The 18,650-nt window shown below is 61.0% G+C and carries 20 protein-coding genes; 9 read left to right on the top strand and 11 right to left on the bottom strand.

The genetic code is table 11. The features are described 5' to 3' along the window. The first annotated feature begins 40 nt into the window (after nt 1-40). Entirely contained in the window at nt 41-3,088 is a 3,048-nt protein-coding gene (locus IAE39_RS07435; protein WP_201200846.1) for an aminotransferase class III-fold pyridoxal phosphate-dependent enzyme, read from the top strand. Nucleotides 3,089-3,307: 219 nt separating this feature from the next. On the opposite strand, the gene IAE39_RS07430 is transcribed toward IAE39_RS07435, so the two are convergent. Beyond that, on the bottom strand, nt 3,308-3,748 hold the full coding sequence (locus tag IAE39_RS07430) for an Lrp/AsnC family transcriptional regulator (RefSeq protein WP_201200844.1): 441 nt from the start codon (nt 3,746-3,748) through the stop codon (nt 3,308-3,310). 286 nt (nt 3,749-4,034) lie between these two features. On the opposite strand from IAE39_RS07430, the gene IAE39_RS07425 reads away from it, so the two are divergent. The 4 genes from IAE39_RS07425 to IAE39_RS07410 all read left to right on the top strand — a co-directional run bounded on the left by IAE39_RS07425 (nt 4,035) and on the right by IAE39_RS07410 (nt 6,965). After that, nucleotides 4,035-4,823 (top strand): ABC transporter substrate-binding protein, encoded by a 789-nt coding sequence (locus IAE39_RS07425; protein WP_201200842.1) that lies wholly within the window; start codon nt 4,035-4,037, stop codon nt 4,821-4,823. 63 nt (nt 4,824-4,886) lie between these two features. Beyond that, on the top strand, nt 4,887-5,534 hold the full coding sequence (locus tag IAE39_RS07420; RefSeq protein ID WP_201200840.1) for an amino acid ABC transporter permease: 648 nt from the start codon (nt 4,887-4,889) through the stop codon (nt 5,532-5,534). 10 nt (nt 5,535-5,544) lie between these two features. After that, entirely contained in the window at nt 5,545-6,204 is a 660-nt protein-coding gene (locus IAE39_RS07415; RefSeq protein ID WP_201200838.1) for an amino acid ABC transporter permease, read from the top strand. Between the two features lie 11 nt (nt 6,205-6,215). Continuing rightward, complete coding sequence (locus tag IAE39_RS07410) at nt 6,216-6,965, top strand: amino acid ABC transporter ATP-binding protein (RefSeq protein ID WP_201200896.1); 750 nt, start codon at nt 6,216-6,218, stop codon at nt 6,963-6,965. A gap of 73 nt (nt 6,966-7,038) precedes the next feature. Here the strand turns inward: IAE39_RS07410 and IAE39_RS07405 are convergent, their stop codons facing one another. From IAE39_RS07405 to IAE39_RS07360, 10 genes are all read right to left on the bottom strand, one after another. Then, complete coding sequence (locus IAE39_RS07405) at nt 7,039-7,392, bottom strand: RidA family protein (RefSeq protein ID WP_201200837.1); 354 nt, start codon at nt 7,390-7,392, stop codon at nt 7,039-7,041. 360 nt (nt 7,393-7,752) lie between these two features. Further along, nucleotides 7,753-8,238 carry a DUF2878 domain-containing protein gene (locus IAE39_RS07400; RefSeq protein ID WP_201200836.1) on the bottom strand — a complete coding sequence of 162 codons (486 nt, stop codon included), beginning with the start codon at nt 8,236-8,238 and terminating at the stop codon, nt 7,753-7,755. Nucleotides 8,239-8,240: 2 nt separating this feature from the next. Beyond that, nucleotides 8,241-9,500 carry an SAM-dependent methyltransferase gene (locus tag IAE39_RS07395; protein WP_201200835.1) on the bottom strand — a complete coding sequence of 420 codons (1,260 nt, stop codon included), beginning with the start codon at nt 9,498-9,500 and terminating at the stop codon, nt 8,241-8,243. Continuing rightward, a complete protein-coding gene (locus tag IAE39_RS07390; RefSeq protein WP_201200834.1) occupies nt 9,475-10,287 on the bottom strand; it encodes a DUF1365 domain-containing protein in 813 nt (270 codons plus the stop codon). The genes IAE39_RS07395 and IAE39_RS07390 overlap by 26 nt, the downstream gene beginning before the upstream one ends. Beyond that, nucleotides 10,284-11,528 carry an NAD(P)/FAD-dependent oxidoreductase gene (locus IAE39_RS07385; RefSeq protein WP_201200833.1) on the bottom strand — a complete coding sequence of 415 codons (1,245 nt, stop codon included), beginning with the start codon at nt 11,526-11,528 and terminating at the stop codon, nt 10,284-10,286. Before IAE39_RS07385 ends, IAE39_RS07390 begins: the two co-directional genes overlap by 4 nt. Before the next feature lie 3 nt (nt 11,529-11,531). Further along, on the bottom strand, nt 11,532-12,284 hold the full coding sequence (locus tag IAE39_RS07380) for an SDR family NAD(P)-dependent oxidoreductase (protein WP_201200826.1): 753 nt from the start codon (nt 12,282-12,284) through the stop codon (nt 11,532-11,534). Further along, on the bottom strand, nt 12,281-12,703 hold the full coding sequence (locus IAE39_RS07375; RefSeq protein ID WP_201200824.1) for a nuclear transport factor 2 family protein: 423 nt from the start codon (nt 12,701-12,703) through the stop codon (nt 12,281-12,283). Before IAE39_RS07375 ends, IAE39_RS07380 begins: the two co-directional genes overlap by 4 nt. A gap of 177 nt (nt 12,704-12,880) precedes the next feature. Further along, a complete protein-coding gene (locus IAE39_RS07370; protein WP_201200822.1) occupies nt 12,881-13,288 on the bottom strand; it encodes an ACT domain-containing protein in 408 nt (135 codons plus the stop codon). Nucleotides 13,289-13,420: 132 nt separating this feature from the next. Then, entirely contained in the window at nt 13,421-14,230 is an 810-nt protein-coding gene (locus tag IAE39_RS07365; protein WP_201200820.1) for an alpha/beta fold hydrolase, read from the bottom strand. A gap of 90 nt (nt 14,231-14,320) precedes the next feature. Beyond that, entirely contained in the window at nt 14,321-15,220 is a 900-nt protein-coding gene (locus IAE39_RS07360; RefSeq protein ID WP_201200818.1) for a LysR substrate-binding domain-containing protein, read from the bottom strand. 107 nt (nt 15,221-15,327) lie between these two features. On the opposite strand from IAE39_RS07360, the gene IAE39_RS07355 reads away from it, so the two are divergent. From IAE39_RS07355 to IAE39_RS07340, 4 genes are read left to right on the top strand one after another with little or no spacing between them, the layout of a single operon-like run. Further along, entirely contained in the window at nt 15,328-15,990 is a 663-nt protein-coding gene (locus tag IAE39_RS07355; RefSeq protein ID WP_201200816.1) for an RraA family protein, read from the top strand. 1 nt (nt 15,991) lies between these two features. Then, on the top strand, nt 15,992-16,657 hold the full coding sequence (locus IAE39_RS07350) for an RraA family protein (RefSeq protein WP_201200814.1): 666 nt from the start codon (nt 15,992-15,994) through the stop codon (nt 16,655-16,657). Further along, nucleotides 16,654-17,283: an RraA family protein gene (locus tag IAE39_RS07345; protein ID WP_201200812.1), complete on the top strand. Its 630-nt coding sequence runs from the start codon at nt 16,654-16,656 to the stop codon at nt 17,281-17,283. Before IAE39_RS07350 ends, IAE39_RS07345 begins: the two co-directional genes overlap by 4 nt. After that, nucleotides 17,280-18,488, top strand: a complete 1,209-nt coding sequence (locus IAE39_RS07340; RefSeq protein WP_201200810.1) for a pyridoxal phosphate-dependent aminotransferase — start codon at nt 17,280-17,282, stop codon at nt 18,486-18,488. The genes IAE39_RS07345 and IAE39_RS07340 overlap by 4 nt, the downstream gene beginning before the upstream one ends. Nucleotides 18,489-18,650 lie beyond the last annotated feature (162 nt).

Here is an 18,650-nt window from a genome sequence, read left to right as displayed (position 1 = left end):
GCTATTGAAAAAACAATTTGCTCGCTCGGAACGTGATGATATGACAGACCTTTCCCACCCGGCACCTCGGTTTTCGGCAAGCGATGCAGAGGGCCTCGCAAAAGACTTCTTCAATGTCACCGGTACGGCAACGCCCCTGGATGGCGAGCGTGACCGTAACTACCGGCTGGAAACCGGCACAGATGCGGGCTGGATCCTGAAAATCGTCAACGCGAGTGAACCCCAGGTAGAAAGCGCGTTTCAAACCGCGCTGCTCGAGCACCTGGCGGTGCAGGGGGCGCACCTGGGCGTGCCGCACCTGCGGGCCAGTGTGGCGGGGGGCTACCTGCCAAAGGTGGCCAGCGCCGCGGGTGAGCAGCACGCCTTGCGCATGGTCAGCTGGCTACCGGGCACTCCGCTCGCCGAGGCCAGGCGCAGCTTTGCATTGATGAGCAACTTCGGCCGGGCGTTGGGTGAGCTTGACCGTGCCCTGCAGGGCTTCATGCACCCGGGGGCGGTGCGCGAACTGGACTGGGACCTGCGCCACGCCGCACGCTCGCGTTCGCGCCTGCACTTCATCAAGAGCCCGGCGCGTCGGGCGATTGTCGAGCGTTTCATCACCCGCTTCGAGCAGACCGTACAGCCAAGGCTGGCCGCGCTCCGTGCCCAGGTGATCCACAACGATGCCAACGACTGGAACATCCTGGTCGATGCGCAAACCACCAGCACCGTGACCGGTTTCATCGACTTCGGCGATGCCGTGCACACCGTGCTGATTGCCGAGGTCGCGATTGCCAGTGCGTATGCCATCCTCGACATGGACGACCCGATAGGCGCGGCTGCCGCGCTGGTGGCCGGTTTCCATGAAACGTACCCGCTGCAGGCACAAGAGCTTGATGTGCTGTTCGACCTGATCGCCATGCGCCTGGTCATCAGCGTCACGTTCTCCGCTTCCCGCCAGGATCAGACCGACGACAACCCCTACCTGGCCATCAGCGAGGCGCCTGCCTGGCGCCTGCTGGAGCAACTGGATGCGATGAACCCGCGGCTGGCCACCGGCATTCTGCGCAAGGCCTGTGGTTTTGATGCCATCGACGGTGCCGGCGATGTGCGTCGCTGGATCGCCGCCAACCACAAAACCTTTGCCGACTTGGTGCGCCCGTCAGCAGCCATCCTGAACAAGGTGATCGCGCCGTTTGGCGACGCCAGCCACGAGATGACCATTGCCTCGGCCCAGCAGCGCCCGGCCGACGCAACCCGCTGGTGGAACGAATACTCGGCTGCGCACAACGTGCCGTTGGCCATCGGGCCATGGGGCGAACTGCGCACCATCTACACCGACAGCGCTTTCGAGTCGCGTTTCATCAAGGGGCAACGCCGCACCCTGCATGTAGGGGTCGACCTGGTAATGCCTGCCGGTACGCCGTTGTACGCCCCCGTTGCCGGCACCGTCAAAAGCGTCGAGGTCGAGCCCGACCCGCTGGGTTACGGTGGCCTGGTGATGATCGAGCATGCGCCGCCAGGTTGCCCGCCATTCCTGACCCTGTGGGGGCACATGGCCCATGAGGCGCTCACCCGCCTGCGAGCGGGCGACACGCTTGAAGCCGGCGACCTGGTCGGCTACATGGGCGCGGACCATGAAAACGGCGGCTGGATTCCACACCTGCACCTGCAGATGACCACCGACACCCGGCTGACCGCCGGCGAGGTGATAGGCGTAGGTGAGCCGGAATACCGCGAAGTGTGGGCGGACCTGTTCCCGGATGCCTCGGCGCTGGCCGGTATCCCGCCAGAAACCTACGACCAGCAGGGCATGACCAAGGCCCGGATCATTGCCAAACGCAAAGAACTGTTGTTACCGAACCTGTCCATTTCGTACACCGACCCGATCAAGTTGGTACGGGGCGATGGCGTGTGGCTGATCGATAACTTCGGGCGAGCCTACCTGGACTGCTTCAACAACGTCTGCCACCTGGGCCACAGCCACCCGGACGTGGTCGAAGCCCTGACACGCCAGGCTGCGTTGCTCAACACCAATACCCGTTACCTGCACGACAACATTGTCGAATACGCCGAGCGCCTGACCGGTACGCTGCCAGAGGGCCTTTGCGTGGCGTCGTTCGGTTGTTCGGGCAGTGAAGCCAACAGCCTGATGCTGCGCATGGCGCGTAACTACACCGGCAGTGACCAGGCGATCGTGCTGGACTGGGCCTACCACGGCACCACCCAGGAACTCATCGACCTCAGCCCCTACAAGTACAAGCGCAAAGCCGGCAAGGGCAGGGCGGCGCACGTTTACGAGGCCGTGGTCCCGGAGAGCTACTACGCCCCCGAGGACTGGCCGGTGGACGAGCACGGCAAGCGCTTTGCCGAGTCGGTGGCAGAGCAACTGGATACCATGCGCAAGGCCGGCAAGCGCCCCGGGTTTTTCCTCGCCGAGTCGATCCCCAGTGTCGCGGGGCAGGTGTTCCTGCCCGATCATTACCTCAGGGAGGTGTACGCCATGGTGCGGGCTGGAGGCGGGCTGTGCCTGGCCGATGAGGTGCAGGTCGGCTTTGGCCGTGTTGGCAGCCACTGGTGGGCCTTCGAGACCCAGGGCGTGGTGCCGGATGCGGTCAGCATGGGCAAGCCGATCGGCAACGGTCACCCAATGTCGGCGGTGGTGACCACCCGTGAGGTTGCCGATGCCTTCAACAATGGCATGGAGTACTTCAACACCTTTGCCGGCAACCCCGTATCGTGCGCAGTGGGTTTGGCGGTACTCGATGCCATCGAGCGCGATCAGCTGAAGGAAAATGCCTTGTCCGTCGGCAACTACCTGCTTGAAGGTTTCCGCAAGCTTCAGCAGCAATTCGAGGTGATTGGTGATGTACGCGGCTTGGGCCTGTTCCTCGGCATCGTGCTGGTCACTGACCGCAAATCCAAGGCTCCGGCCACGGCTTTGGCCAGGAAAGTGGCGGATGGGGCCAGGGAGCGCGGCGTGCTGATCGGTACCGAAGGGCCGCATGACAACGTACTGAAAATGCGCCCATCGATGATTTTCAGCCGGGCCAATGCCGACTTCCTGCTGGAGGTGCTGAAGGACAGCTTCGCCGCCGCGCTGAAGTAACACGCTTTCTGGTGTAGGAGCGGCCTTGCGTCGCGAAAGGGCTGCACAGCAGCCCCGGCAACTTGTGCATTTGCGCTGAAACCCCGGGGCTGCTGCGCAGCCCTTTCGCGACGCAAGGCCGCTCCTACAAGGACCAGCATAATGCTTGAAGCATGTGCAGTACCTGTGGGAGCGGCTTCAGCCGCGAACACCGGCGCAGCCGGTGCCATGCGAATTCACTCAGGCCTTCTGCCTGTCTATATCACGCCGCAACACCACCGCCGTAGTGATGTCATCTACCGAATCATGACAGGCCACGGCATCACGTACCCGGTTCAAGTCATCAATCGTTCGCGCCTCAACCTCGATCACCAGGTCAAGCTGCCCGCTGACCGATGAAACCCGTTTTACCTGGGCGTTCTGCGCCAGCAGGTCCAGCAGTCCAAGCGCCGGTGTGCGCTTGAGTGAAACCAGGACGATCGCCCGTATGACATTGGCATCGATTTCACCAATATCCGCACGGTATCCGCGAATAACCCCGCTGCGCTCCAGGTGTAAAACCCGTTCGCTGGTGGCACTTCTGGACAGCCCGATCCTGGCTGCCAGTGCCTTGAGCGCAACGCGTGCTTCCTTGGAAAGTATCTCGAGGATTTCCCGATCCTTGACGTCTAGTTCGCGCAATGCTGACACTCCTGACAAATCACCGGTAAAAAGCCGGCCAGCCCCGCACTATGCAGGTGCACACCAGCTGAGTACTTGCTTGTTTATCGTGCATTACCAGACACTACTTCAGTTTTCCCCCGGCCCGAAATAGCACCGACATTGTGTCGGCCGATTCCGGCAAAGTGCCCGTCGAACACGCACATTGCAGGGTGCTTTCAAGGTTTCAGTATGCAAAGCTTTTGCGGAAGGTTGGGGCTCTGACGCCCAGGACAATAAAAAATACAAACTTCCAAGGAGTGCCTCGATGCTGGCAAGAACAACCAGAATGCTATTGGCGTCCACCGCTGTAGCAGCCGCCGCACTTTTCTCTCATGGCGCAGCGCACGCCGATGACTTGCAGGCCATTCAAGAATCGAAGGTACTGCGTGTGGCCATGAGCGGGCAGTACTCTCCGTTCAGCTTTGCCAATGAAAGAAATGAAATTGTCGGCTTCGACGCCTCCATTGGTGAGGCACTTGCCCAGCGCCTGGGTGTGAAAATCAAGATAATCACCACCCCGTTCGATGGCATTATCGCCGGGCTGCTGGCCAAGAAGTACGACGCTGTCATCGCTTCGATGACCATTACGCCCGAGCGCCTGAAAGCCGTTGACTTCGTCGGGCCTTACTACCATGCAGGTCGCACGATTGGCGTCAAGGAAGACTCGCCCATCAAGACGCTGGAGGATCTCAAGGATGTCACGGTTGGCGTTACCTTGGGCGACTCCCATGACAAATGGGCGCGCGCCCGTGGCAACTTGAAAGTGCGCACCTATAAAGGGCTGCCGGAAATGCTGGTTGACCTGGATGCCGGGCGGATTGATGCGGTGGTCATGGACAGTATTCCCGTCATGGTTGCCGTAAAAGAGACCGGGCAGAAAGTACGCATCATCAGCTTGCCAGATGATCAGGGCGGCCGTGAGGGGCTGGGCATTGCCATCCGTAGAAACAACCCGGAGCTCAAGGCCCAGTTGCAAAAGGCCCTGGACGACATCCTGGCCGATGGCACTTACAAAGCAATCTCGATGAAATGGGTCGGTAGCGATATTCGCTGACACTTACCCGTCATGGCCTGAACATGGGTTGGGCCGGGTTGGCAGACTTTGTGAGTGGTATTTATGGATCTATCATTAATCCATCGCACCTACCCGTTTTTCATGGAAGCCGCCTGGGTCACGGTGCAGATCTCGTTGCTTTCATTAATACTCGGCTTAGTGCTGGCGATCATTCTGGTGGCTCTCAGGCTATCGCCACTGGCCATCCTGCGGTGGGCCGCCAAACTCTATGTCAGTGTCTTTCGCGGCACACCCTGCCTGGTGCAGTTGTTCATTATCTATTTTGGTGGCCCACAAATAGGGATTGAACTGGAGCCGTTTTCTGCGGCGGTTATCGGGTTGGGCATGAATATCGCAGCGTATATGTCGGAGTCGATTCGCGGGGCTATCGATAACGTCGACCCCGGCCAGGTTGAAGGCGCCCGGTCGATTGGCTTCAGCCGCAGGCAGACGCTGTTGTACATCATCATTCCCCAGGCACTGAAACTGATGATCAGGCCGCTGGGCGTGAATACCATTGGTTTGATCAAGGGCTCCGCCCTGGTCTCGGCCATCTCGGTTGTTGAACTGACCTACACCGCGCAGCGCTTTATCAGTTCAACCTACAAACCGTTCGAGATCTTTATGGTGTCGGCGCTGCTTTATATCGTCATGGTCTACTCGGTCAAATACCTGGTCGAGCTACTGGACCGGCGTTACGCCACCAAGTAAGGGCTTGCCAATGGAAGGATTAAACCTGAGTGTCATCACGCCTTACTACGACATGCTGGCGACCGGGCTGTGGTGGACGGTGGTCATGTTTCTGTGTTCCAGCGTCATCAGCCTGGTCGTGGGCGTGCTGTTTGCCCTGATCGACCTGTATGCCCCCAAAGCCTTGGCACTGCCGGTGCGCTTCGTGACCTGGCTGCTGATGGGGACGCCCCTGTTGCTGCAGCTGTACCTTATCTATTACGGGCTGGTGCAGGTGGGTATCGATATTCCGGCACTCGCGGCGGGCATCATCGGGCTCAGCCTGCATTTTGCGGTGTACAACGCTGACGTGATCAAGTCCGGTATCGAGGCGGTCGACCCTGGGCAGATAGAAGGCGCGCGTTCGATTGGCCTGAGCAGGGCCATGACCCAGCGCTACATCATCGTGCCACAGGCACTGAGAAAGACCATTGCGCCGTTGGGCAACAACCTCATCGTGCTGCTGAAGGACACCTCGCTGGTATCGATCATCGGCATTGCCGAGCTCGTCTACAGCGCACAACTGGCGGTCAGCGAAACCTACAGCCCGTTCGAGTTCTACATTGCCGTTGCGCTGATCTACTACGTGGCCAACCTGGTACTCGAGGCTGGGCTGCATCTAATTGAAGCAAAGGTCGAGATGTCACGATGAACAACAACGCTATGGTGCAAGTGAAGGGCGCCCGTAAGGCCTACGGCGCGCTTGAGGTACTCAAGGGTATCGACCTGTCGGTATCGCGTGGGCAGATCTACGCCATCATCGGCCCCAGCGGCTCGGGGAAAAGTACCTTGCTGCGCTCGATCAATCATCTTGAAGTGCTTAATGATGGTGAGGTCTGGCTTGACGGTGACCAGGTCAATCGGCCCTTGAAAGGTCGCGCTTTCGAGCAGCACATCAACCGGGTGCGCCAGCAGATGGGCATGGTGTTTCAGCATTTCAACCTGTTCCCGCACCTTACCGTGTGTGAAAACATCGCCATAGGGCCGGTGAAGCTCAAAGGCTATTCGAAAAGTGCGGCCAGGGAACTGGCTTTGGAGTACCTGCAAAAGGTCGGGCTGGCCAACAAGATCGACGAGTACCCGTCACGTTTGTCTGGTGGGCAGAAACAGCGCGTGGCCATTGCCCGGGCGCTGGCCATGCAACCCAAGGTCATGCTGTTCGATGAGGCAACCTCGGCGCTGGACCCTGAGCTTGTCGAGGAAGTGAACCTGGTCATGAAGCAGCTGGCGGCCGAGCACATGACCATGCTGATCGTCACCCACGAGATGCGTTTCGCCGGTGAGGTGGCAGACCAGATCGTGTTCATGGATGGCGGGGTGGTGGTGGAGCAGGGAGCGCCGGGTGAAATCCTGAGCAATCCCGTACAGGATCGCACCCGGGCATTTCTGAAGAAGCACTTGCACGACCGTTAGTTTGCAGGCAGAACCTGAAGGCCGGCGCAAACCTGGGGGGCAAGCCGGCTTTGATTTTCAGCTTATCAGGCTATCAGCCTTGCACGGCTACCACGGACATTTCCACCAGCAGGCTCGGCTTGAACATGGCCGCTTCGACGCAGGCGCGTGCCGGTGCGTGACCTTCTGCCACCCAGGCCTCCCAGACCTCATTGAGCCCGGCGAAGTCGTTGATGATGTCCTTGAGGTAGATGGTAACCGACAGGATCTTCGACTTGTCGCTGCCGGCTTCAGCCAGCAGCGCATCGATATTGGCCAGGGTTTCGGCGGTTTGCGTGCGGATATCGGCTTCATGGTTGTTGGCCAGCTGGCCGGCCAGATAGACGACACCGTTGTGGATCACGGTGTTGCTCAGGCGCTTGTTGCTGTGCAGACGCTGGATAGCCATGGTTGCGGGTTACCTTGTGGTTGTTGTCGTGATGAGTGTGAAGCTGGAAAGTGTATCGACAGGCAGCCAGTTGAATTAGCTGAATGAAGACAGGATTTTGGCTATTAATGGCGGCAAAACAACGTGTTGCGTGAGGCCTCAGGTGCTGTGGCAATGCATCGAAACTGCGTAGGAGCGGGTTCACCCGCGAAACAGGCAACGCGGTGCACGGCACCGGCTTTGCCGGTGTTCGCGGCTAAAGCCGCTCCTACAAGGTACAGCGCAGCGTTCAGCCAATCACCGCCCGATGTAGGAGCGGGTTCACCCGCGAAGCAGGCAACGCGGTACATGGCCTCCATACCGCCTCACCGCCTCACCGCCTCACCGCCTGACCGCAAAGCGCAAACTCAGTGGCAGCACCAAGGCCCAGATCGGTGCCAGGACCAGCGCCGTGCCGACTTGCCCCATCGGCAACTCCACACCGGCCAGTCGGGCGCCAGCCAGGTAGGCCGGCGGGCCGCCGAGCAGGCCCGCGAGCACCCCGCGCCACAGGGGCTGACCCAACCATGCCAGGCTGTGACGCATGCCACTGGCCAATACCAGCCACATCAGTGCCAGCCACGGCGGCAGGGGCCACTGCTCGAAGCGGAACACGCCCAGTATGCCGAGCATGCTGTCCAGCAGGCAGCCGGCAACGGCGATGACCAATAGCACACGCCATTCACCACAGGCACTCAAACGCAGGTGCAGCGCCAGGCCCGCCACCACGACCACTAGCAGCCAGGGCCAGTGCGCGCCCAGCACGCATAACCACCAGCCGGCCTGTAGCCATAACGCATTGCCGAGCAGCCAGCCACGGCGGCCCATGCTCAGGCGCCCGGCAGCGGCGCCCGGCGTGCCTGGGGCGCGGCCCAGAGCATCTGCGCCACACCGATGGTGCGTTCCTCGAAGCCACCCTGGCAGTAACACAGGTAGAACTCCCACAGGCGCTGGAAGGTGTCGTCGTAGCCCAGCGTAGTCAGCTCGCTGCGCGCCTGGCGCAGGTTGTCGCGCCAGTGGCGCAGGGTGCGTGCGTAGTCCTGGCCGAAGTCTTCCAGATGCACCAGGTTCAGCCCGGTCTGGCGGCTGGCGGTGTCGAGCAGTACGTTCAGCGAGGGCAGGGCGCCGCCGGGGAAGATGTAGCGCTGAATGAAGTCCACCGAGCGCCGGGCCTGGGCATAGCGCTGGTCGCGGATGGTAATGGCCTGCAGCAGCATCAGGCCGTCGTCCTTGAGCAGCGCGGCGCACTGGCGAAAGTAAGTGGGCAGGTAGCGGTGCCCGACAGCCTCGATCATCTCGATCGACACCAGCTTGTCGAAGCGACCACGTAAATCCCGGTAGTCCTCGTGCAATACCGTGATGCGCTGTTCCAGGCCCAGCGCCTTGACCCGCCGCAGGGTATGCGCGTGCTGCGCAGCGGAGAGGGTAGTGGTGGTGACCCGGCAACCATGCTGCTGGGCAGCGTGAATGGCCAGGCTGCCCCAGCCGCTGCCAATTTCCAGCAGGTGTTCGTGGGGCTTGAGTTCGAGCTTGTTGCAGATGCGCTGCAGTTTGTTGCGCTGGGCCTGTTCCAGGGTCTGCCCGGCGCTGTCGAACTGGGCAGCGGAGTACATCATGGTCGGGTCGAGCAGCCGTTCGAACAGTGCATTGCCCAGGTCGTAATGGGCCAGGATGTTACGTCGGGCACCGCGCCGGTTGTTGCGGTTCAGCCGGTGCAGCAGGTGCAGGGCCGGGCGCGCCAGGCGTGCGAGCCCGCCTTCCATGGCGTCGAGGACGTCGAGGTTGGCGACGAACAGCCGGGTCACTGCGGCCAGGTCCGGGCTGCGCCAGTAACCATGGATGTAGCCCTCGCCGGCACCGATCGAACCGTTGCCGGCGACCAGGCCCCAGGCCGCGTCGTCGAGCACTTCCACTTCGGCGTACAGCGGGCTGGCGACATCGCCGAAGGTCCACTGCTGGCTCTGGTGGATCAGGCGCAGGTGGCCGTGTTTCAGCCGGCGCAATTGCGCCAGCACCGCACGCCTGGCCAGGCCACCAAGCAGCGGGGCGATGCCGGCCGATTTGCTAATGCTCAAGGTCGGTTCGGACATGGTCGGGCTCCTCACGGGCGGGTTGGCCGAGTGCCAGGTCATGCTGGCTGGCGCTATGGTCGTGCACAGGTGTGCGCTTGAGCAGCAGGCGCAGGGCCTGCCAGTAGATGCCGGTAACGGTGCACAGGCTCATCCACGGGAAGGCCAGGATGTGGCGGTGCAGCGCTGTGCGGTCGAGTGGCTGGCGTTGCAGTGCCAGGTCCGCTTCGAATACCTTGCTCCCGGCGCGCCAGTTCTGCATGTGAACGCGCACGCAGCGGGCATTCACGGCGAAGCGCAGCCGGTAGTCCATGTCCATGGGCATGAAGGGCGAAACGTGGAACGCTTTGGCCACGGCAAACGGTCGGGCCAGGTCGCCCTGCACCGGCAGCACGTAGTGAAAGCGCTCGCGCCAGGGTGTGTTGCGCACTTCCAACAGCACGGCACTGACCTGGCCCAGGCGGTCGTGGCAGAAATACACGCTCACCGGGTTGAACGACAGCCCCCAGCAGCGAGGCTGCGTCAGCAGGTGCACGGCGCCTTCGGGCACCTGGCCGGTGGCCTGACCGACCAGTAGCCGCGCCGCCTGGACCAGCGGCATGCCCTGGCGGGTCAACGCCGGCAGGTAGTCGGTTTCGCGCCAGCAAAGGGGTGCCAGGCGCGAACAACCGAGCCAGCGGGACAGGCCGAGCAGCGCGGGTAGCTCGTCGAGGTCGAGGTAGAACATGCCAATGCGGTAACGAAACGCATGCGGCCTTGGCGTCAGCCGCCGGTGACCGACCCAGCCGTGGCACAGGCTGCTGTTCACAGCGCTTCTCCAAAGTGACTGGCAACGGTCAGTGCGCTGACCACGCCGTCCTCGTGAAAACCGTTGGCCCAATAGGCGCCGCAGTAATAGCTGTGCTGCTGGCCCTGCAGTTCATCCTGACGCGCCTGGGCTGCCAGGGCCGCGAGGCTGTATTGCGGGTGCGCATAGCTGAAGCGGGCGAGAATCTGCGCCGGGTCCACCAGGGCGGTCTGGTTGAGGCTGACGCAGAAGGTGACCGGTGCCTCGATGCCCTGGAGGATGTTCATGTTGTAGGTGAGGGCGGCCGGGGCCTGCGCGCTGTTGCCCAGGCGGTAGTTCCAGCTGGCCCAGGCCCGGCGGCGCGGCAGCAGGCGGGCATCGGTATGCAGCACCACCTCGTTGCTGGCGTAGCGGATGGCCCCGAGGATCGCAGACTCCTGCCCACTGGGCGCCGCCAGCAACGCCAGGGCCTGGTCGCTGTGGCAGGCAAACACCACCTTGTCGAAACGCTCCCGGCCCCCTGCCCAGCTGATGTCCACGCCGCCCTCGTCACGGCTGACCCGCTGCACCGGGCAGTTCAGGCGGATGCGCCCGGCAAAGGGCTGACACAGCGGCGCCAGGTAACTGCGCGAGCCGCCCTCAATCACCCGCCACTGCGGGCGATGGCTGACCGACAGCAAGCCGTGGTTGCGGCAGAACCGCACGAAGAACTGCAAGGGGAAATCCAGCATGTCGGCCAGCGGCATCGACCAGATCGCCGAGCCCATCGGCACGATGTAATGGTGAATGAAGCGCTGCCCGTAGCCTTGCTGGTGCAGGTACTGGCCCAAGGTGGTTTCGCTGCCGATGCGCTGCTTGTCCAGGTCGGCCAGGGCCTGACGGTTGAAGCGCAGCACATCGCGCAGCATGCCCCAGAAGCCGGGCGACAGCAGGTTGCGGCGCTGGGCAAACAGGCTGTTCAGGTCGTGCCCGTTGTACTCGAACCTGCTGCGCGGATCATGCACCGAGAAGCTCATTTCGGTTGGCCGCGAAGGTACGCGCAGGTGCTCGAGCAGGCGGATGAAATGCGGATAGGTCCAGTCGTTGAAGACGATGAAACCGGTGTCGACGGCATATGGCTGATCGCGCCAGCGCACATCGACGGTATGGGTGTGGCCGCCGACCCGGTCCGCCGCTTCGAACACGGTCAGTTCGTGGCGGCGCGACAGCAGGTGGGCGCAGGTCAGGCCGGCGATGCCGGTGCCGATGATGGCGATTCGCATGGGCTAGGCCTGTGGTTGCCGGGCAAGGCGCCGGCCCAGTTTCAGGCGCCAGCGTGCCGGCATTGCGCCGAGCAGGCGCAGCACCAGGGTGAAGGTGGCCGGGAACGCGATTTCCAGCGGGCGTCGTGGCAGGCGCGCGACGATATGGTCAGCGGCACGCTCGGCGCTCCACAGCTGGGGCATGGGGAAGTCGTTGCGACGGGTCAGCGGCGTGTCGACGAAGCCGGGGCTGACCAATGTGACCGCGATGTTCTCGTGGGCCAAATCAATGCGCAGCGACTCGACCAGGTAGCGCAGCGCCGCTTTCGACGCACCGTATGCCCCCGCGCGGGGCAGCGCCAGCCAGCCGACCGAGCTGCCCATGACTACCAGATGTGGCTGCTGGCCGCGCCGTAGCAAGGGCAGGGCGGCGGCCAGGCATTGGCTGGTGCCGAGTACGTTGGTGCGGATCACCCGCTCGACCAGCGTCGGGTCGAACTGCCCCGGCTCCAGGTACTCGCAGGTGCCGGCGTTGAGAATCACCAGGTCCAGCGCGCCCCAGGCCTGCTCGATCTGCTCGACCATGCGCGCCACCTGTTCAGGCTGGCTCACATCGCCCACCGCCAGCAGTACCTGGCCGGGGTAGCGCGCGGCCAGCGCCGCCAGGCTCTCTGTCCGGCGCGCCCCGAGCGCTACCTGGTGGCCTTGTTCAAGCAGGCGCTGCGCCAGCACTGCACCGATGCCGCTGCTGGCACCGGTCAGCCAGCACCGGCTCATGCCAGCCGGCCCTTGAGCCAGCGTATGGCCCCGCCCATGACCGGCACATGTTCGTACAGCAAGGCGCCGGCGTCGAAGTAGTCCTGGTGAAAGTGCACACGGCCGCGCCAGCGCAGGTGGCTGCAACCTTGCAGGCTGATTGGCCGGCCACGGGCCAGCCGTGGGTGGCGGTAATTGAGGGTCCAGCGAATATAGCCGTAGCCCGGTTGCGGTTCGTCGAGGCCTTCGAAGGTGTAGCTGACCTCGGCAACGTTCGCGTACAGCTGGGTGAAATAGGCACGCAGGGCCGGCAGGCCACTGATTTGATGCAGTGGGTCGCGGAAGGTGATGTCCTCGCTGTACAAGTCACCCAGCAGGTCAAGGTGGCCTGAATCCAGCGCGGCAAAGCGTTCGGTGAAATGTTGCAGGTAGGTGGACATGCACAATACCTGTACAAAATCTGATGGATGTACAAGGTATAGTGCAGGTGTTGGGAGAAATCTATACAGCGGGATTTTTTTGTACAGTTTTCCCGCTGTCCTGAAATGAGCCAGTAGGGCAAGGGGGCCACGCTTTCGATCAACGTAAGTCTGATCGAAAGCAGTGATCGTCACGCCCTACTTGGGTTCACCTCCGCTCGATAGCGTGCGGAGGACGTCCATGGCTTTAGTGGCGTCATCCTTCCCAACGAAAATGTGATCATGATAGAAAGCGGCGATGACGTTGCAGCTGATATCGGCTTTACCGAGTGCAGTCGCGAATGCTGCCGTCAGCCCCACCGCATCCAGAGCAGAGTGGATTGTGAGGGTGATCCAGGCGGCTACGAAGCTGTACTCAAGGCCCAGTGCGTCGGCTCGCTCGCGCTCAATGATAGCGGTAAGGCCTTCTTTTTCGCGGAATGTACCCAGCACATCAGTACATTGAAGCGCTGCGGCATCGTTAACCGTACAGAACACATAGTCGCCTTCGTTGAGGACAGGGCTCATGCCGCGGAGCAGCGCTGTGATCGATTTTTCGCCTGACATTGGGTGACTCCCGATTGGAAAAGGCGACAGTGTGCATGCCTTCCGGTCATCAGTTTAATCAATGTTGCTCATGCTCGATTAGCCTCGCTTATGATCTAGCCCTGGCGACATCTGAGTAAAGATATGATCCGCTCAGGCGCGGTCTTGCAAAGCCTTGATGTGCTTCCACATCAGGGCGGGATTCGAATACATCGGGAAATGACCGCAATCAGGGATGCACGCCAGCTCCACACCTTGTGCAGCGATATGGTCGAGGTAGGACAGGTGTGAGTTGGTTATCCCATACATGTATTGGCGCGGGAAGGGTAGTGCGAGGAACTTGTCCATCAACTGAGCATTGTCGGACAAATCCACCATCGATTCGAAAATGCCACGCACTGCGCCGGTCCGTACTTTATGCGCGAGGCTGGCTGCATAGAGTGCACTTGCAGGATCAGAAGCCAACCGGGTGCGATTGATAAAATCACGGAAGAAGCCCGCGTCGTCCTCACGATCATGATCATGGGTCTGCCGACTGAGGAAGCAATCCTCAGGTGCGATGTTACCTTCGATATCAACGAAGCTTTGAATGCGATCAGGCTCTTCGTGAGCCAATACCAAGCCGCTCAGCCCCCCCATGGAATGGCCTACCAGATGAAACTTGTCGAATCCGAAATGCCTGAGCACGGCCTGCGCGGTTTTCACCAGGAATGGGATGTTGATGCGCGAGAGGTCGGCGCACTCCGTTTCACCACAGCCTGGCGCATCATAGGCGATGAAGGGGTGTCCTTCGAAAGACGCTTGCAGCGTGATATCGGCGTAGTCTTCTTTGGTGGAACCGAAACCGTGGAGGAACAGGATGGGTGTTTTTGGCCCGGTGCGGTGTATCACCGCCAGATCGAGCTGTACACCATCGATGGTCAGTGGGACTTTCTCGTACGTGAAGCGAGCTGCATGGGGCACGGTTACAAACTCCTATAACAGAGTCCCCAATGTTGAACGCGCCAAATGATTTGTAAAATACGAAGCCACGAACCCTGTCATACGCCTGGCCTATGACTGCAAATCTTGTCTTGCATGGTCGATCATTGCCTCCACCAATGGTTTTTTGTGCTCGCTATGCCAGGCCATGGCCGTGATCACCACTTTCACTTCGGGATGCAGGGGGCGGATAAGGACATTCTCCGGCGCGAGTTTACCCATAGACGTCGGTACCAATGCGATGCCTTGTCCGCAACTGACAAAGGCGACTTGTGACGATACGGACCGCACCTGGTGGACGATGCGCGGTGCGAAGCCGCTGGCTTTGCACTGCCCAACCAGGTAGTCGAAGTACACAGGGCTCACATCCCGTGAAGCCATGACCAGGGTTTCGTCCGCGAGCGCTTGTAGAGAAATTGACTCCTTGGCAGCCAAGGGATGGTCTTTGGGTAGCGCTACGGCCAGCCTGTCTTCGGACAACGGCAAGGATTGAATATGTCGACCGAGATGCCCTTCCAGGCGTGCGAATGCAATATCGATATCACCCGCTTCCAGTGCGGGTATGGCTTCAGCGCTATCTATCTCCCGAACCGATACCGTAATCAACGGATGATTCTGTTTGAAGCGCTCGATCAACGGCGGTAGCACGTCGATCATCGCCGATGTAATGGCCCCGATGGTCACCACGCCGGCATGGCCTGCGACGGCTTCGTGAACCGCCAACTCGAGTCGCTCCAGTTGATCTGCGAATTTCCGGACTGCGGGAAGAATCGCGGCACCGGCGGCAGTCAGCTGTGCTCCGCGGCGAGAACGGGTAAAAAGTTGAACGCGTAGCGACTGTTCGAGCGCCTGGATCTGTTCGGTTAACGGCGGTTGCGACATACCCAGCCGCTTGGCCGCGCGACTGAAATTCTGGTCTTCTGCCACAGCCAGGAACAGCCAAAGGTGGCGTATCAAGCGAAAGTTGATCACGGCGCTTTTCCATAGGTTTGGGATATAACAAGCTTAGCTTCTTCGTAATATACGTATCAAAACTCGGCGCAGATACTCAAGCCTCACCTACAAGAGGCCTGCAACAGATGAGCTTGAAAGCCCCGCTTGAACGCCTGGCTGCGCTCGATACCAACACAGTGTCGGACGCTCTGGACTTCCTCGAACTGCCTGGCGCCACTAACGGCCTGATGCCGCTCTGGAACTGCCCCAAAATTGTCGGCCGAGCCAGCACCGTGCAGTTGGGGCCAAAGCAGAACGTGGCCCCCACCGTTCACCTGATTACCCCGGTCGTGGAGCAGGTCACCACCGATGACCGCGTGCTGGTGATCGCCGGTGGTGTCGACGGTATCTCCAGCTGGGGCGACATCCTGGCCAACGCAGCCCAGCGCAAAGGCATTCGTGGCTCGATCATCGATGGCTTCAGCCGCGACATCTGCGGCAGCGCAGATATCGGTTACCCGGTCTTCGGTCGCGGCGTGACCATGATCAGCGCGCGCAACCGACTCATCCAGATTAACGCGGCCGTCAAAGTTCGCATGGCGGGTGTTGAAGTTGATGAGGGCGATTACGTGATTGCCGACGAATGCGGCACCGTTTTCGTTCCGGCCAATGCCATCGAGAAAGTGCTTGATCTGGCCGAGCGTATTGACCGCCGCCAAGCCGGCATGGTCGACGCTGTTCGCGCCGGTCGCTCGGTCGAAGAAGTCATGCACGACACGCAATTCGAAGCCATCAAGGTGGAGCACTGATATGAGCCTTTCTGATAAAGACCTGGTTGCCTTGTTCGAGGGCTTGGATACCCCGACGGTGTCCGACGCGATGGATAAACTGGGCCTTCCAGGCCAGGCCTTCGGTATCGCGCCATTGGCCAACTACAGCCAGGTCGTGGTCGGTCCTGCCTTCACTGTTCAGTACGTCAGCGCGAGCACACCGCCCGGTACTGTCGGTGACTTCATTGATGAAGTAGCACCAGGCGATGTGGTGGTCATCGCCAATGACGGCCGTACCGATTGCACGGTGTGGGGCGACATCATGACCCAGTACGCACTGGCCCGGGGTATTGCTGGCACGGTCATTGACGGAGTCTGCCGCGATGTGAACAAGGCGCTGGGCGAAGGCTACCCGCTGTTCAGCAAAGGCCGTTTCATGCGTACCGGTAAGGACCGCGTGGAAGTCGTGGGTGTAAACCATCCGGTGTCGGTTGGCCAAGCTCGAGTCTGCGCCCGCGACATCGTTGTCGCTGACGCCAACGGTGTCGTCATCGTCCCTCGCAATCGTGCGCAGGAGGTCGCTGAAACGGCCCGTCGCATCGAACACGTCGAAGCACAGATCCGCGAACAGATCGCCACTGGCAAGCGCCTCAAAGAAGCGCGTGCCGCCCTCGGTTACTACTCCCTGCAGAGCAAACAGCCATGAGCCTTCCACACGATTATCAGAACATTGCAAAGGTCCTCGGCAGTTCCACCCTGTATGAGGCCTCTGGGCTGCCATGTGCGGTCGACCGCAAGATTCGCGCTGTCTGGAAGGGCGCCTTCATTGCTGCGCCCGCATACCCGCTGCAGTGTTCGCCTGGTGACAACCTGGGCCTGCACTTGGCCGTGGCCAAAGCGCCGCGCGGCAGCGTCCTGGTTTGTGATTGCGCCGACTTCATTGCTGGCTACTGGGGTGAAGTGCTCACGGTGGCGGCGCAAGCCGCAGGCATTGTCGGCTTGGTAATCAACGGCGGTGTACGCGACATCGCCGCGCTTGAAGCGCATGGCTTCCCGGTGTTCGCGCGGGGTATCTCGGTCAAAGGTACCGTCAAGGCGACCACGCCTTCAGTAGGTAAACCGTTCGGCTTCAGCGGTGCACAAGTAAGCGCCGGCGATCTGGTCGTCGCGGACGAGGACGGCGTGATCATCATCCCGGCGCATGCAGTAGAGCGCACGCTTCGTGAAGGTCAGAAGCGTGCTGATAAAGAAGCAGCTTTCATGGCCAAGCTGCGCGAGGGGCACACGACCATGGACCTCATGGGCCTTACTCACCCGGAGGAACACGCGTGAGCCTGGAAACGCTGAACCGTCGCTTGGAGGCTGCCAAGCCTTCGGCAACCTATAAGATAATCGACCGTGTGGCTGCACGACGCGCAGAAGGGGCGAAGATCATTTCGCTTTGCGCGGGTGAGCCTGACTTCGATACGCCGGAGCACATCCGTACTGCAGCCATCAGTGCAATCAACAATGGTCACACTCGCTACACGCAGGTGGCCGGCCTTCGTACATTGCGGGAAGCTATCGCGCGCAAATACCAGCGTGAAAATGGTCTCGACGTCAGCTGGCAGGACACGCTGGTTTGCAGCGGCGGCAAGCAAGTCATCTTCAATGCCCTGGCCGCAACCCTCAACGAAGGCGACGAAGTTGTGATCCCCGCGCCGTACTGGGTCAGTTATCCGGAAATGGTTGAGCTGTGTGGTGGCGAGTCGCGCATTGTCGCTTGCGGCGCCGAATCGAGCTTCAAGCTGACCCCGCAAGCACTGGCCGAAGCCATCGGCCCGAACACCCGCGGGCTGATCCTGAATTCGCCGTCCAATCCCACGGGCGCTGTGTACGATCGCGACGAACTGCAGGCTCTGGCTGAGGTGTTGCTGGCCCATCCGCAGGTTCTGATTCTCGCTGACGACATCTATGAGCACCTGATTTTCGACAACCGTGACTTCCTCACGCTTGCCCAGGTTGAACCACGTCTGGCTGCACGAACGTTGACCATGAACGGCGTGTCGAAAGCCTATGCCATGACGGGTTGGCGAATCGGGTTTGCTACCGGTCCCCGCTGGCTGCTCGAGGCGATGGAGAAGCTTCAGGGGCAGCAGACCTCAGGTGCCTGTTCCATCTCGCAGCACGCAGCAATCGCTGCCCTCGACGGTCCGAAAGACTTCATCGCTCATAGCCGCGAAGTCTTCCAGCGGCGTCGCGATTTCATGGTCCAGTTGCTCAACCAGGCGCCGGGCATCAGCTGCGAAATTCCAGGTGGGGCTTTCTACGCTTTCGCCGACTGTTCAGGGTTGATCGGCAAACGTTCTCCCGCCGGTTGTGAGTTGGTCAATGATGAGGCCGTGGCCCTGGCCTTGCTGGAGGAGGCCAACGTTGCAGTCGTTCAGGGCAGTGCTTTTGGTCTTTCTGGCTACCTCCGTATTGCTTATGCGCTCGATGACGATTCTCTGCGTGCGGCGTGCCAGGCCATCCACCGCTTTTGCGAGGGTGCGAGATAGCTAGATAACCACGCTGAAGTAGAGCAGCGAAAGGCTGCACCTCCTCAATTGCATACGTGCGATACAGGTGGTGCAGCCTTTTTTTGGACGCAGTCAATGTCCGCTCTGTGCCATTGAGTCGGGCCAAGTCAGGGATGTCAGCAACTCGCTGCGGGTACACTG

This window comes from Pseudomonas sp. S37 (genome assembly GCF_016658545.1).
In the GTDB taxonomy this organism is placed as follows: Bacteria; Pseudomonadota; Gammaproteobacteria; order Pseudomonadales; family Pseudomonadaceae; genus Aquipseudomonas.
This window is presented reverse-complemented; position numbering and strand designations above follow the sequence as displayed.

Coding starts and splice junctions, on each gene's coding strand:
- IAE39_RS07435 (WP_201200846.1), top strand. CDS start 41: ATGACAGACCTTTCCCACCCGGCACCTCGGTTTTCGGCAAGCGATGCA.
- IAE39_RS07425 (WP_201200842.1), top strand. CDS start 4,035: ATGCTGGCAAGAACAACCAGAATGCTATTGGCGTCCACCGCTGTAGCA.
- IAE39_RS07420 (WP_201200840.1), top strand. CDS start 4,887: ATGGATCTATCATTAATCCATCGCACCTACCCGTTTTTCATGGAAGCC.
- IAE39_RS07415 (WP_201200838.1), top strand. CDS start 5,545: ATGGAAGGATTAAACCTGAGTGTCATCACGCCTTACTACGACATGCTG.
- IAE39_RS07410 (WP_201200896.1), top strand. CDS start 6,216: ATGGTGCAAGTGAAGGGCGCCCGTAAGGCCTACGGCGCGCTTGAGGTA.
- IAE39_RS07405 (WP_201200837.1), bottom strand. CDS start 7,392: ATGGCTATCCAGCGTCTGCACAGCAACAAGCGCCTGAGCAACACCGTG.
- IAE39_RS07400 (WP_201200836.1), bottom strand. CDS start 8,238: ATGGGCCGCCGTGGCTGGCTGCTCGGCAATGCGTTATGGCTACAGGCC.
- IAE39_RS07395 (WP_201200835.1), bottom strand. CDS start 9,500: ATGTCCGAACCGACCTTGAGCATTAGCAAATCGGCCGGCATCGCCCCG.
- IAE39_RS07385 (WP_201200833.1), bottom strand. CDS start 11,528: ATGCGAATCGCCATCATCGGCACCGGCATCGCCGGCCTGACCTGCGCC.
- IAE39_RS07380 (WP_201200826.1), bottom strand. CDS start 12,284: ATGAGCCGGTGCTGGCTGACCGGTGCCAGCAGCGGCATCGGTGCAGTG.
- IAE39_RS07375 (WP_201200824.1), bottom strand. CDS start 12,703: ATGTCCACCTACCTGCAACATTTCACCGAACGCTTTGCCGCGCTGGAT.
- IAE39_RS07370 (WP_201200822.1), bottom strand. CDS start 13,288: ATGTCAGGCGAAAAATCGATCACAGCGCTGCTCCGCGGCATGAGCCCT.
- IAE39_RS07355 (WP_201200816.1), top strand. CDS start 15,328: ATGAGCTTGAAAGCCCCGCTTGAACGCCTGGCTGCGCTCGATACCAAC.
- IAE39_RS07350 (WP_201200814.1), top strand. CDS start 15,992: ATGAGCCTTTCTGATAAAGACCTGGTTGCCTTGTTCGAGGGCTTGGAT.
- IAE39_RS07345 (WP_201200812.1), top strand. CDS start 16,654: ATGAGCCTTCCACACGATTATCAGAACATTGCAAAGGTCCTCGGCAGT.